The following is a 12,959-nucleotide window of genomic DNA, read 5'->3' as shown; positions in this document are numbered from 1 at the left end:
CCTTCTACGCGTCCGTACGGGGCGCAGCCGCCCACGGCCAGTCGGCGTTGCTGCCGCCCTCGATCAGCGTCACCATCCGGAAGGCCGCGTCGGTGAGCCCGCCGAAGGTATGCCGGTTGCCCGAACCGGACGGCGCGTGGCCCACCCGGTGGCCGGCCAGGTTCCAGGTGTAGACCGGCACCTCCTCGGGCACCAGGGCCGTCGGGTCGTACCCGTGGCGGTACGTGGCCTGCTCGTCGGTGACGATCAGGACGCGGTCGTGCTCCTCGTAGTGCTTGCGGACCGCCTCCGCGGTGTAGGTGCCGCCGAGATCCCCGAACCGCTCCAGCACCTTCAGGACGGACTCGCCCCTCGTGTAGGGGACCTGCTTGCTGTCCGTGCCGAACTGCACCAGGTCCGCCTGCTCTGCCCGCAGGGCCAGCGCCGCGCCGAAGACGGCCGCCGCGTCGGCCCGGTTGAGCTGCGAGCGGTCCGACAGCGGGGACCACATCGACCCGGAGCGGTCGACCAGGACCAGGGTGCGGCCCGGCAGCGCGGGCACGTTGCCCAGCGAGTGGCCGAGCGCCTGCTCCAGGGGGTACGCCCAGCGCAGCGAGGGCGCGTGCCGGTAGGCGGCCAGGTAGCGGAAGGGGAACTGCCGGGACCGGGCCACGGCGGCCGGGTCGCTGATCCGCTCGGCGACCCGGGCGGCCACGGCGTCCGAGACGCCCGCCTGGTCGAAGTTGCGCAGGTTGCGCAGCAGCGCCATCGGGCCCATGGACGGGATGACGGCCTCCCAGGCGGCCGCGTCCATCGGCCCCTGAAGCCACCCGGCCAGCGCCTCCCAGGTCATGCCGGCGGCGGCCAGCCGCTCGGCGCCGTCGGCCGCGGTGACCCGTGCCCGGCGCTCCTCGACCGGCAGGGCCATGAGCGCCTCGTGGGCGGCCAGGATGCGGTTGCCGGCCGGGACCTCCGCGGTCTCCGGGCGGTGCCGTCGGTCCAGGGCGTAGCGGAACAGCTCGCCCTGCCAGGGCTTGGCCGGGTCGGGGGAGGCGTGCACGAGGTTGAGGACGTCGCCGAAGCGGAAGCCCTTGGACGCCGTGTCGTACTTCAGCAGGGAGGCGCCCGAGTAGAGTCGGCGCACCGCGTCGGCCACGCCCCGCTTGACCGGCTTGGGGATGTTCCGCCCGTGCACGGCCGTCCAGTAGGCCAGCAGCTCGCCCGGCTCGTCCGCGCGCTGCAGGACGGAGTCGACGACCTGCCGGTTCGAGGGGCCCGCGGTGGCTCCGGCGTCGAGCCGGGCCTTGACGTACTCGGCGGCGCCGACCAGGGAGGCGGTCCGCATGCTGCCCTCGCCGCGCAGCCAGCCGAGCAGGCCGGCGGTCCACTCGGGGTCCTCGACGGCGAGCCGGCGCACCAGCGCGGCGAAGCGGTCGTCCCGGGCGCCGGGGGCCTCGTACGCAGTGCGCTGGCCGACGAAGTTCGCCACGGCCAGCAGGAACAGCTCCGAGCGGGCGTCGCGGACGAAGCCCGGGCTGCCGTGGTGGTTCCGGGCCCGCCGACCCGTGGAGCGCACGGGCGAGGCGGGCGCGGCGGCCGCGGACCGCGCGGCCGCGGAGCGCCGGAGGTTGAAGCGGACCATGATGGAATCCCCCCGAATCCATGGAAAACGGTATGGTCAAGAACAAAAGGGGGAGGTGTGGCGTGGGGGATGCCCGAGATCGGAGTCGGAGACGGCGCGCATAGCCAGACGAGCTTCCGAGCTGCTCCACCAGCCGTGGCCGGGCGGGATTCGAACCCGCGACCTTCTGGTCCGGAAGGAGCCGTCGCCCGCGCACCGGGCATCCCGCACGCGGGCCTCCCGAGATCAAGGTGGCGGCGGCCTGGGATTCTTTGGGAAAGAAGGAGCCGCAGCCTGCGCACCGGGAGGTGCGACGGCGGTGTCCAGAGTTCGAGGCGGCGAAACCACGTGGTGCTCTACCGACTGAGCTACACCGGCCCGAAGCCGGTGACGGGACTCGAACCCGCGGCCTCCCCATGAAGAGTGGAAGTAGGTCTCGCCTGCGCACCTGGACGGGTCCCACCGTAGGCGGGGCCGCCCGGCCCCCGCCACGCATTTACCCGGTCCGCAGCCGCTCGCGGGCCTCCATCAGGGCGAACCCGAGCAGGTTCAGGCCCCGCCAGCGGCCCGGGTCCAGCACCCGGTCGTCGTCGGCGGCGAGGCCGATGCCCCAGATGCGGTCCAAGGGGCTCGCCTCCACCAGGACCCGCTCCCCGGTGCCCAGCAGGTACCCGCGCAGCTCGGGCGTCGAGCCGAACTTGTGCACGCTGCCCTCCACGACCAGGCCGAACCGCTCCCGCTCCCAGACGGCCTGGTCGAACCCGCGCACCAGCCGCCCGGCCTTCTTGGCCTCGGCCGGCGTCGCGGCCGCGAGGACCGTCCGCTCGGCCTCGGGGTCCTCGAAGAGCCGGGCCTTGCCCGCCATCATCCAGTGTTCGGCGGTGTCGTACCGGACCTCACCCACGGTGAAGGGAGACGGCCACCACTGGCTCAAGCAGCTCGGCCCGAGGGTCCCGTCCGTACGCGGCCGGTGTCCCCAGAAGGGCAGGAACTTCACCCGGTCACCACGGCTGACCTGCTCGATCAACTTGTCGATCTTCTCCATGCACGGGAGTCTGGCAGTCTCCACGGACACTTCGTACGGGATTTGGGGCGCGTCTCGACACATGGTCGACCGATTCCGTCGCGTAATCAAAAGGCAACAACGGAATCACTTGGCGGTGGAGGGGACCTCTGCCAGGATCGGCACTCAATTCGAGCTGAAGCCACGAGAGCGTGAGAGCGTGATGGGTATTCGCTTCCAGGTCAGGGAACGCTTCGCCGACGGCGCGCAGTACATCGACGGCCGGCTCAGGCCCGGTACCTCCGGACGGTCGCACACCATCGTCGACCCCGCCACCGGGAAGGAGGTGCTCACCTACGAGCTCGCCTCCACCGCCGACGTGGACGACGCCGTCGCCGCCGCCGCCCGCGCCTTCCCCGCCTGGGCCGCGGCCACCCCCGGCGAGCGCTCCGACGCGCTGCACCGGCTGGCGTCCGTACTGGCCGCGCAGGCGGAGGACTTCGCGTACGCCGAGTCGCTCCAGTGCGGCAAGCCGATCAGGCTGACCACCGAGTTCGACGTGCCGGGGACGATCGACAACACCGCCTTCTTCGCGGGCGCCGCCCGCCACCTCCAGGGCCAGGCCGCCGCCGAGTACTCCGCGGACCACACCTCCTACGTGCGCCGCGAACCCCTCGGCGTCATCGGCTCCATCGCCCCCTGGAACTACCCGCTGCAGATGGCCGCCTGGAAGATCCTCCCGGCCGTCGCCGCCGGCAACACCATCGTCCTCAAGCCCGCCGAGCTCACCCCGCTGACCTCCCTCATGTTCGCCCAGGCGGCCAAGGAGGCGGGCATCCCCGACGGCGTGATCAACATCGTCACCGGCGCCGGCCGCGACGCCGGCGAGCACCTCGTCGGCCACCCGGAGGTGGTGATGACCTCCTTCACCGGGTCCACCGCCGTCGGCCGGCGCGTCGCCGAGATCGCCACCGCCACCGTCAAGCGGCTCCACCTGGAACTCGGCGGCAAGGCGCCCTTCCTCGTCTTCGACGACGCCGATCCGGAGGCCGCCGCGCAGGGCGCCGTCGCCGCCGCCCTGATCAACACCGGCCAGGACTGCACCGCCGCCACCCGCGCCTACGTCCAGCGCCCCCTGTACGAGGCCTTCACCGCCCGCGTCGCCGAGCTGATGGCCGGCGTCCGCCTGGGCGACCCCTTCGAGCCGACCACCGACCTCGGACCGCTGGTCTCCCACGCCCAGCGCGACCGCGTCGCCGGCTTCGTCGAGCGCGCCCGCGCCCACGCCACCGTCGTCACCGGCGGCGAGGTCCCCGGCGGCGCGCTGGCCGCGGGCGCCTACTACCGGCCCACCCTCATCGCGGACGCGGCCCAGGACAGCGAGGTCGTGCAGGCCGAGATCTTCGGGCCGGTCCTCGTGGTCCTGCCCTTCGACACCGACGACGAGGGCATCGCCCTCGCCAACGACACCCCGTACGGGCTCGCCGCCTCCGCCTGGAGCCGCGACGTCTACCGGGCGAACCGCGCCACCCGCGAGCTCAAGGCGGGCTGCGTCTGGGTCAACGACCACATTCCGATCATCAGCGAGATGCCCCACGGCGGCTACAAGGCGAGCGGCTTCGGAAAGGACATGAGCGCCTACTCCTTCGAGGAGTACACGCAGGTCAAGCACGTCATGTATGACAACACGGCGGTGGCCGCCAAGGACTGGCACCGCACGATCTTCGGGGACCGATAGCAGCAGCAGGGCCGTTCGACCAGCGGCCCGCCCATCCCGAAAGGGCACAGCCCATGGAGCAGTTCGAGCCCGAACGCCTCTCGGCGGCGCAGGCCGCCGCGATGCGCCGCAGCCTCATCGAAGGGCGCGGCGCCCTCACCCGCCGCTCCCTGCTGCGCGCCTCCGGCGTCGGCGCGCTCACCCTCGGCGGCCTCGCCGCCCTGTCCGGTTGCGGCATCCCGCCCGCCAAGCGGGAGGGCACGGCGGCGGCCTCCGAGGACCACTCGGCACAGGAGAAGGAGATCAACTTCTCCAACTGGACCGAGTACATGGACACCAGCGACGACGAGAAGACCCACCCGACGCTGGAGGAGTTCACCCAACGGACCGGCATCAAGGTCAAGTACACCGAGGACATCAACGACAACGTCGAGTTCTTCGGCAAGATCCGCCCGCAGCTCGCGGCCGGCCAGGACACCGGCCGCGACCTCATCGTCGTCACCGACTGGCTCGCCGCCCGCATCATCCGCCTGGGCTGGGCGCAGAAGCTGGACCCCTCCCACCTGCCCCACGCCTACGCCAACCTGATCCCGCAGTACCGCAGCCCCGACTGGGACCCCGGGCGCGCCTACAGCTACCCCTGGACGGGCATCGACACGGTCATCGCGTACAACGCCAAGGCCACCGGCGGCAAGAAGGTCGACTCCGTCACCCAGCTGCTCGACGACCCCTCCCTCAAGGGCCGCGTCGGCTTCCTCACCGAGATGCGCGACACCGTCGGGATGACCCTGCTCGACCAGGGCAAGGACCCGGCCACCTTCACCACCGCGGACTTCGACGCGGCCATCGGGCGCCTCCAGAAGGGCGTGGACACCAAGCAGATCCGCCGCTTCACGGGCAACGACTACACCTCGGACCTCGACAAGGGCGACATCGCGGCCTGCCTCGCCTGGGCGGGCGACATCATCCAGCTCCAGGCCGGCAACCCGGACATCAAGTACGCGATCCCGGCGCCGGGCTACATCACCTCCAGCGACAACCTGATCGTCCCGGCGCACGCCCGGCACAAGGCGAACGCCGAGAAGCTCATCGACTTCTACTACGAGCCGCCCGTCGCGGCGCAGCTGGCGGCCTTCATCAGCTACGTGTGCCCCGTCGCGGGCGTCAAGAAGGACCTTGAGAAAATCGATCCTGCGCTCGCGGACAACCCCTTGATCATCCCGGACGAGGAGATGGCCGCCAAGGCCCACGCCTTCCGCTTGCTCACCAGCGAGGAAGAGACCGCGTACGAGGAGAGGTTCGCCAAGCTCATCGGAGCCTGACGGACCGCCGTAGCGGCACCCGCACCCCGCACCCCTCCCCGACGACACCACCACCGAAGGCCCAGGCCCATGACTGACAAGACCGCGGGCGGCGACGTCCGCCTCGCCGGTATCAGCAAGCACTACGGCACGTTCACCGCCGTGCACCCGTTGGACCTCACCATCCCCCAGGGCTCCTTCTTCGCCCTGCTCGGCGCCTCGGGCTGCGGCAAGACCACCACCCTGCGCATGATCGCGGGCCTGGAGGAGCCCTCCACCGGCACGGTCCACCTCGGCGAGCGCGACGTCACCCAGCTGCCGCCGTACAAGCGCCCCGTGAACACGGTCTTCCAGAGCTACGCCCTCTTCCCGCACCTGAGCATCTACGAGAACGTGGCCTTCGGCCTGCGCCGCCGCGGCATCAAGTCCGTCAAGAAGCAGGTCGAGGAGATGCTCGAACTCGTCGAGCTCGGCCAGTTCTCCCAGCGCAAGCCGCACCAGCTCTCCGGCGGCCAGCAGCAGCGCGTCGCCGTCGCCCGCGCGCTCATCAACCACCCCCAGGTGCTCCTGCTCGACGAGCCGCTCGGCGCCCTCGACCTCAAGCTGCGCCGCCAGATGCAGCTGGAGCTCAAGCGGATCCAGACGGAGGTCGGCATCACCTTCGTGCACGTCACGCACGACCAGGAGGAGGCCATGACCATGGCCGACACCGTCGCCGTGATGAACGGCGGCCGCGTCGAGCAGATGGGCGCGCCCGCCGAGCTGTACGAGAACCCCCGCACCACCTTCGTCGCCAACTTCCTCGGCACCTCGAACCTCATCGAGGCCGAGGTCCTGGAGGCCGGCGGCAGCGAGGTCACCGTCAGCTCGGCCGGCACCCGGCTCCGGCTGCCCGCGGCCCGATGTTCCACCACCCCCAAGGCGGGCGGAAAGCTGCTGGTCGGGGTGCGCCCGGAGAAGATCTCCCTGGTGCCCGCCGCCGAGCGGGACACCGTCGCGGCCGGCCGCAACACCGTCACCGGCAAGATCGCCGACTCCTCCTTCATCGGCGTCTCCACCCAGTTCGTCATCGACAGCCCCGTCTGCCCCGAGCTCGAGGTGTACGTCCAGAACATCGAGCGCGACCACCGCCTGACCCCCGGCGCCGAGGTCGTCCTGCACTGGAACCCGGAGCACACCTTCGGCCTGGACGCCGCCCAGGCCATCGACGCCGGCATCGAGACGGTCGAGGAGGGCGCATGACCGCGACCGCGGCCCCGCCCGAGGCCCCCGCGCCCGCCGAACCCCCGGTCCACCGGCCCGCGCTGCGCAAGCGGCTGATCCCGTACTGGCTCCTGCTGCCCGGCATCCTGTGGCTGCTGGTCTTCTTCGTGCTGCCGATGCTCTACCAGGCCTCAACCTCGGTGCAGACCGGCTCCCTCGAAAAGGGCTTCGAGGTCACCTGGCACTTCGCGACCTACTGGGACGCCTTCACCGAGTACCTCCCGCAGTTCCTGCGCTCCCTGGCGTACGCCGGCACCGCGACCGTGCTGTGCCTGCTGCTCGGGTACCCGCTGGCCTACCTGATCGCCTTCCGGGCGGGCCGCTGGCGCAACCTGCTGCTGGTGCTGGTCATCGCCCCGTTCTTCACCAGCTTCCTGATCCGCACCCTGGCCTGGAAGACGATCCTGGCCGACGGCGGCCCCGTCGTCGCCGTCCTCAACAAGATCGGCTTCCTGGACGTGACGGCCTGGCTCGGCGTCACCCAGGGAGACCGGGTCCTGGCCACGCCGCTCGCGGTGGTCTGCGGCCTGACGTACAACTTCCTCCCCTTCATGATCCTTCCGCTCTACACCTCGCTGGAGCGCATCGACACCCGCCTGCACGAGGCGGCCGGGGACCTGTACGCCCGCCCCGCCACCACCTTCCGCAAGGTCACCTTCCCGCTGTCCATGCCGGGCGTGGTCTCCGGGACCCTGCTCACCTTCATCCCGGCGAGCGGCGACTACGTCAACGCCGAGCTGCTCGGCTCGACGGACACCCGGATGATCGGCAACGTCATCCAGTCGCAGTACCTGCGGATCCTCGACTACCCGACGGCCGCCGCGCTGTCGTTCATCCTCATGGCCGTCGTCCTGGTCATGGTCACGATCTACATCCGCCGCGCGGGAACGGAGGACCTGGTCTGATGAAGTGGCTCCGCCGCAACCTCGTCGTCGTCCTCGGCCTGCTGACGCTCGCGTACATGATCCTGCCGAACGTCATCGTGACCGTCTTCTCCTTCAACAACCCCTCCGGGCGCTTCAACTACGCCTGGCAGGAGTTCTCGCTCGACGCCTGGAAGGACCCCTGCGGGGTGGCCGACCTGTGCGGCTCCCTGTCCCTGTCGCTGCAGATCGCCCTGTGGGCCACCCTCTGCGCCACCGCGCTGGGCACGGCCATCGCCTTCGCCCTGGTCCGCTACCGGTTCCGGGCGCGCGGCGCGGTCAACTCGCTGATCTTCCTGCCGATGGCCATGCCGGAGATCGTGATGGCGGCCTCGCTGCTCGCCCTGTTCCTCAACATGGGCGTCGAGCTGGGCTTCTGGACGATCCTCATCGCCCACATCATGTTCTGCCTCAGCTTCGTCGTCGCCGCCGTCAAGGCGCGCGTGCTCTCGATGGACCCGCGGCTGGAGGAGGCCGCCCGCGACCTCTACGCGGGCCCCGCGCAGACCTTCCTGCGGGTCACCCTGCCGATCGCGGCGCCGGGCATCGCGGCGGGCGCGCTGCTGTCCTTCGCGCTCTCCTTCGACGACTTCATCATCACCAACTTCAACTCGGGCAACACCGTCACCTTCCCCATGTTCGTGTGGGGATCGGCCCAGCGCGGTACGCCCGTGCAGATCAACGTCATCGGCACGGCGATGTTCGTCATCGCGGTGCTGGTGGTCCTCGCCGGCCAGATCGTCGGCAACCGCCGCAAGAACGCACAGCCCAAGTAACTCTGTAGGGAGTTGGAAGACATGGCCCCAGTCGCCATGCGAAGCGTTGCGAAATCCCTTTCCGAAGCACTGCCGGTCTCGTACTGGCTGGACGACCCCGGCCGCCCCGACCCGCAGCCGGCCCTGACCTCCGACGAGGCCTGCGACCTGCTGGTCATCGGCGGAGGCTACAGCGGGCTGTGGACCGCGCTCATCGCCAAGGAGCGCGACCCCGCCCGGGACGTCGTCCTCATCGAGTCGAAGGAGGCGGGCTGGGCCGCCTCCGGCCGCAACGGCGGCTTCTGCGCCGCCTCCCTCACCCACGGCTTCGCCAACGGCCTGGCCCGCTGGCCCGGCGAGCTCGCCAAGCTGGAGGAGCTCGGCGCCCGCAACCTCGACGCGATCGAGGCGGCCGTCGCCCGCTACGGCATCGACTGCGACTTCGAGCGCACCGGCGAGATCGACGTGGCCACCGAACCGCACCAGGTCGAGGAGCTGCGCGAACTGCACGAGGAGGCCGAGAAGCTGGGCCTCGCCGGGGGGATGCGCTGGCTGGACCGCGACGAGCTGCGCGCCGAGGTCGACTCGCCCACGTTCCTCGCCGGCCTGTGGGACACCGACGGCGTGGCCATGCTCAACCCGGCCAAGCTGGCCTGGGGCCTGAAGCGGGCCTGCCTCGGCCTCGGGGTGCGGATCTACGAGAACACCCGGGGCCTGTCGCTGGCCTCCTCGGGCGCGGGGATGGCCGTACGCACCCCCTACGGGCGGATCTTCGCCCGACGGGTCGCCCTCGGAACCAACATCTTCCCGTCCCTGGTCAAGCGGATCCGCCCCTTCACCGTCCCCGTCTACGACTACGCGCTGATGACGGAGCCGCTGGACGACGAGCAGCTGAAGGCCATCGGCTGGCGGGGCCGACAGGGCATGGGAGACAGCGCCAACCAGTTCCACTACTTCCGCATCACCCCCGAGAACCGGATCCTGTGGGGCGGCTACGACGCCGTCTACCCCTACAAGGGCCGCCTCGACTCCGAGTACGACCACCGCCCCGAGACCTACCTCAAGCTCGCCCAGCACTTCTTCACCGCGTTCCCGCAGCTGGAGGGCATCAACTTCAGCCACGCCTGGGGCGGCGCCATCGACACCTGCTCGCGCTTCTCCGCCTTCTTCGGCACCGCCCACTCCGGCCGGGTGGCGTACGCCGCCGGGTACACCGGGCTCGGGGTCGGCGCCACCCGCTTCGGCGCCGACGTGATGCTCGACCTCCTGGACGGAGCGCGCACCGAGCGGACGGAGCTCGAGATGGTGAGGTCCCGGCCCATGCCGTTCCCGCCCGAGCCGTTCGCCTGGACCGGCATCACCCTCACCAAGTGGTCGCTGGCCCGCGCCGACGCCCGCGGCGGCCGCCGCAACCTGTGGCTGAAGACGCTGGACAAGTTCGGCCTCGGCTTCGACAGCTGAGCCGCTTCGCCGCCACGGAGTACGCAAACCCGCGTCATCGCCGCGCCCGGCCCCGCTCTCTCCCGGTGAGCACCCTCACCTACAGGGAACGGAGGCCGGGCGATGCAGGGCTCGGAGATCAGGACCGCGGTGGAATGGCTCGCTTCGGCGGCGCCGGATCCCCACGCCTGCCGCTGGGCGTGGGAGCGCAACCCCCTGGGGGTCGCCCTGCTCCCGGCCGGGCGGCACTGGGACGTGCTGATCCTGCCCGGGGAGCCGGGCCGGGCGGCACTGGACGTCCTGAAGCTGATGCCAGCCCGGCCGGGGCCGGTGCTCGCCGACTCCGGCGACACCCGGCTGGGCTTCTTCGTCCCCGCGGGCACGGCCGCGCACTGGATCGGCACCGGCGTACGGGGCGCGGGGCGCGGGAGCTGGATCGTGGTCCCGTACCCCGGCCGGGCGGGGGGCAGGGTCCACTGGCTGGTGGTTCCGGACGGGCACGGCACCCTCACCGATCCGGCGGTGCTGGAGCTCGCGCTGCACGAGGCGGTGGCCTCCCTGGTGCAGGAGAAGGCGGCGCGGAGGCCCTGACGGGGGAGGTGCGGCCCCCGGCGCTCACCGGCCGGGTGCAGGACCCCCTGCGCTGCGCCGGCCGCCCCGGCCCACCGCCCCTGCGACCGTGCGGAGCAGCGGAACGCACAGCAGCAGGCTGGCCATGACGTCCAGCGGCCAGTGCCAGCCGCGCAGGACCAGGCCGCAGGCCGTCGCCGCCGTCAGGGCGAGTGCGACGGCCACCGGCCACGGGCGGCGGGTGTACGGGCGCAGCAGCAGGGCCGCGCCGACGTACGCGACGGCCGCGGTGGCGGTGTGGCCCGAGGGGAAGTAGCCGGCGGCCCACGGCTCCAGCGGGCCCGGGCGGGCGGTCCACTCCTTGAGCGGGACCACGAAGGCCGGGACCAGGGCCATGGCCACGGCCGCGGCGAGGGCGCCGGGGCGGTTGCCGCGCCGGGCGGCGTAGAGGGCGGCCAGTGCCAGGACCGGGACGGCGACCTCCACGTTGCCCAGGTCGCTGAGGCGCTCGGTGGCCGCGTCGGGCACGGCGCGCACCAGGGCGCGGCTGAGGCGCTCGTCCGGGGCGAGCAGCGGGCCCGAGACCAGGACCTGCCAGGTCGTCAGGGCGAGCCCCAGCAAGGGGAGGAGGAAGAAGAGCAGGAGGGCAGTGGCCGGCCGTCCCGGAACAGGGGGGATGGTTCCGGGACGGCCGCCCGGATCGGGTTGCCGTGCGCCCCGGGGGGTTTGGGGCGTCCGGCCGTCCGATCGGTGAGGAGAGTGCGCGAACGCAGGCCCGGTGCGGCGCTGGGGAAGCCCGGTACCGGTGTCGCCCCCGGTTTCCCGGGAGCGGGGTGTCTCACTCATCTGCAGAAACCGTACGGCAGCGAAAGGGGGACCGACAGCAGGAACGCGGTCCTGCCATCGGCCCCCCACATCTTCTTCACAGCGCCCGCCCGTTACCACCGGTAGCGGCCGGGACGCGCGTTCGGACGCTCGCTCAGATGCCCGCGAACGCGGCCTCGATGATGTCCAGGCCCTCGTTCAGCAGGTCCTCGCCGATGACGATCGGCGGGAGGAAGCGGAGCACGTTGCCGTAGGTGCCGCAGGTGAGGACGATCAGGCCCTCGGCGTGGCAGGCCTTGGCCAGCGCGCCGGCCGCCTCCGGGTTCGGGGTCTTGGACTCGGGGTCCTTGACCAGCTCGATGGCGATCATGGCGCCGCGGCCGCGGATGTCGCCGATGATCTCGTACTTCTCCTGCATCGCGGACAGGCGCGACTTCATGATGGACTCGATCTTCTTCGCCTTGGCGTTGAGGTCGAGCTCCTTCATGGTCTCGATGGAGCCCAGCGCACCGGCGCAGGCCACCGGGTTGCCGCCGTAGGTGCCGCCCAGGCCGCCCGCGTGCGGGGCGTCCATGATCTCGGCGCGGCCGGTCACGGCGGCCAGCGGCAGACCGCCGGCGATGCCCTTGGCGGTGGTGATGAGGTCCGGGACGATGCCCTCGTCCTCGCAGGCGAACCACTGGCCGGTGCGGCAGAAGCCGGACTGGATCTCGTCCGCGACGAAGACGATGCCGTTGTCGTTGGCGAACTTCACGATCGCGGGCAGGAAGCCCTTGGCCGGCTCGATGAAGCCGCCCTCGCCGAGGACCGGCTCGATGATGATCGCGGCGACGTTCTCGGCGCCGATCTGCTTGGTGATCTGGTCGATGGCCTGGGCGGCGGCCTCGGGGCCGCAGTTCTCGGCACCGGTGGGCCAGCGGTAGCCGTAGGCGACCGGGACGCGGTAGACCTCGGGGGCGAACGGACCGAAGCCGTGCTTGTACGGCATGTTCTTGGCGGTCAGCGCCATCGTCAGGTTGGTGCGGCCGTGGTAGCCGTGGTCGAAGACGACGACGGCCTGGCGCTTGGTGTACGCACGCGCGATCTTGACGGCGTTCTCGACGGCCTCGGCGCCGGAGTTGAACAGGGCCGACTTCTTGGCGTGGTCGCCCGGGGTCAGCTCGGCCAGCGCCTCGCAGACCTCCACGTAGCCCTCGTAGGGGGTGACCATGAAACAGGTGTGGGTGAAGTCGGCGAGCTGCGCGGTGGCGCGGCGCACGACGGCCTCGGCGGAGCCGCCGACCGAGGTCACGGCGATGCCGGAGCCGAAGTCGATCAGGCGGTTGCCGTCGACGTCCTCGAGGATGCCGCCGTCCAGGCGCTGCGTGAAGACGGGCAGCACGGAGCCCACGCCGCCGGCGACCGCGTCGAGGCGGCGGGCCTGCAGCTCCTGCGACTTGGGGCCGGGGATCGCGGTGACGAGCTTGCGCTCCTGCGGGACAGCGGTCATGGAGGGCTCCTGGGGGGTTTTCGGACGCACTTGTGTCTTTGTCCGCAGGCTAGGCCCGGGGAAGGGGGTACGG

11 protein-coding genes are annotated in these 12,959 nt (G+C 71.4%); 7 read left to right on the top strand and 4 right to left on the bottom strand.

Going from position 1 to position 12,959, the window contains the following annotated elements:
* Positions 1–4: 4 nt before the first annotated feature.
* Both AB0953_RS25780 and AB0953_RS25775 read right to left on the bottom strand, forming a co-directional pair.
* Positions 5–1,621 carry a TROVE domain-containing protein gene (locus AB0953_RS25780; protein WP_366861947.1) on the bottom strand — a complete coding sequence of 539 codons (1,617 nt, stop codon included), beginning with the start codon at positions 1,619–1,621 and terminating at the stop codon, positions 5–7.
* Between the two features lie 475 nt (positions 1,622–2,096).
* Positions 2,097–2,645 (bottom strand): NADAR family protein, encoded by a 549-nt coding sequence (locus tag AB0953_RS25775; protein ID WP_366861946.1) that lies wholly within the window; start codon positions 2,643–2,645, stop codon positions 2,097–2,099.
* Between the two features lie 181 nt (positions 2,646–2,826).
* Between AB0953_RS25775 and AB0953_RS25770 the strand changes: the two genes are divergently transcribed.
* The 7 genes from AB0953_RS25770 (at position 2,827) to AB0953_RS25740 (ending at position 10,593) form a co-directional block, all read left to right on the top strand.
* Positions 2,827–4,341: a gamma-aminobutyraldehyde dehydrogenase gene (locus AB0953_RS25770; protein WP_366861945.1), complete on the top strand. Its 1,515-nt coding sequence runs from the start codon at positions 2,827–2,829 to the stop codon at positions 4,339–4,341.
* A gap of 53 nt (positions 4,342–4,394) precedes the next feature.
* Complete coding sequence (locus AB0953_RS25765) at positions 4,395–5,642, top strand: spermidine/putrescine ABC transporter substrate-binding protein (protein WP_366861944.1); 1,248 nt, start codon at positions 4,395–4,397, stop codon at positions 5,640–5,642.
* Positions 5,643–5,711: 69 nt separating this feature from the next.
* Positions 5,712–6,863 carry an ABC transporter ATP-binding protein gene (locus tag AB0953_RS25760; RefSeq protein ID WP_366861943.1) on the top strand — a complete coding sequence of 384 codons (1,152 nt, stop codon included), beginning with the start codon at positions 5,712–5,714 and terminating at the stop codon, positions 6,861–6,863.
* Positions 6,860–7,789 carry an ABC transporter permease gene (locus AB0953_RS25755; RefSeq protein WP_366861942.1) on the top strand — a complete coding sequence of 310 codons (930 nt, stop codon included), beginning with the start codon at positions 6,860–6,862 and terminating at the stop codon, positions 7,787–7,789. The genes AB0953_RS25760 and AB0953_RS25755 overlap by 4 nt, the downstream gene beginning before the upstream one ends.
* Entirely contained in the window at positions 7,789–8,583 is a 795-nt protein-coding gene (locus AB0953_RS25750) for an ABC transporter permease (RefSeq protein ID WP_366861941.1), read from the top strand. Before AB0953_RS25755 ends, AB0953_RS25750 begins: the two co-directional genes overlap by 1 nt.
* A gap of 21 nt (positions 8,584–8,604) precedes the next feature.
* The gene (locus tag AB0953_RS25745) at positions 8,605–10,023 is read left to right on the top strand and encodes an FAD-dependent oxidoreductase (RefSeq protein ID WP_366861940.1); all 1,419 of its coding nucleotides are present in this window, start codon (positions 8,605–8,607) and stop codon (positions 10,021–10,023) included.
* A gap of 102 nt (positions 10,024–10,125) precedes the next feature.
* On the top strand, positions 10,126–10,593 hold the full coding sequence (locus AB0953_RS25740) for a hypothetical protein (protein WP_366861939.1): 468 nt from the start codon (positions 10,126–10,128) through the stop codon (positions 10,591–10,593).
* A 24-nt stretch (positions 10,594–10,617) separates the two neighbouring features.
* On the opposite strand, the gene AB0953_RS25735 is transcribed toward AB0953_RS25740, so the two are convergent.
* Both AB0953_RS25735 and gabT read right to left on the bottom strand, forming a co-directional pair.
* Positions 10,618–11,193 (bottom strand): phosphatase PAP2 family protein, encoded by a 576-nt coding sequence (locus AB0953_RS25735; RefSeq protein WP_366861938.1) that lies wholly within the window; start codon positions 11,191–11,193, stop codon positions 10,618–10,620.
* Positions 11,194–11,551: 358 nt separating this feature from the next.
* The gene (gene gabT, locus AB0953_RS25730; RefSeq protein ID WP_361905532.1) at positions 11,552–12,886 is read right to left on the bottom strand and encodes a 4-aminobutyrate--2-oxoglutarate transaminase; all 1,335 of its coding nucleotides are present in this window, start codon (positions 12,884–12,886) and stop codon (positions 11,552–11,554) included.
* Between the last annotated feature and the right edge of the window lie 73 nt (positions 12,887–12,959).

Origin of the sequence: Streptomyces sp. NPDC046866, assembly GCF_040704625.1 — a bacterium.
Classification (GTDB): Bacteria; Actinomycetota; Actinomycetes; order Streptomycetales; family Streptomycetaceae; genus Streptomyces.
Note: the sequence above shows the minus strand (reverse complement) of the source record. Positions and strands in the feature narration are given on the sequence as shown.

Excerpts from the sequence above, each read along its gene's own strand:
- AB0953_RS25760 (WP_366861943.1), top strand. The coding sequence starts at position 5,712 with ATGACTGACAAGACCGCGGGCGGCGACGTCCGCCTCGCCGGTATCAGC.
- AB0953_RS25745 (WP_366861940.1), top strand. The coding sequence starts at position 8,605 with ATGGCCCCAGTCGCCATGCGAAGCGTTGCGAAATCCCTTTCCGAAGCA.
- AB0953_RS25740 (WP_366861939.1), top strand. The coding sequence starts at position 10,126 with ATGCAGGGCTCGGAGATCAGGACCGCGGTGGAATGGCTCGCTTCGGCG.
- AB0953_RS25780 (WP_366861947.1), bottom strand. The coding sequence starts at position 1,621 with ATGGTCCGCTTCAACCTCCGGCGCTCCGCGGCCGCGCGGTCCGCGGCC.
- AB0953_RS25775 (WP_366861946.1), bottom strand. The coding sequence starts at position 2,645 with ATGGAGAAGATCGACAAGTTGATCGAGCAGGTCAGCCGTGGTGACCGG.
- AB0953_RS25755 (WP_366861942.1), top strand. The coding sequence starts at position 6,860 with ATGACCGCGACCGCGGCCCCGCCCGAGGCCCCCGCGCCCGCCGAACCC.
- AB0953_RS25770 (WP_366861945.1), top strand. The coding sequence starts at position 2,827 with ATGGGTATTCGCTTCCAGGTCAGGGAACGCTTCGCCGACGGCGCGCAG.
- AB0953_RS25750 (WP_366861941.1), top strand. The coding sequence starts at position 7,789 with ATGAAGTGGCTCCGCCGCAACCTCGTCGTCGTCCTCGGCCTGCTGACG.
- gabT (WP_361905532.1), bottom strand. The coding sequence starts at position 12,886 with ATGACCGCTGTCCCGCAGGAGCGCAAGCTCGTCACCGCGATCCCCGGC.
- AB0953_RS25765 (WP_366861944.1), top strand. The coding sequence starts at position 4,395 with ATGGAGCAGTTCGAGCCCGAACGCCTCTCGGCGGCGCAGGCCGCCGCG.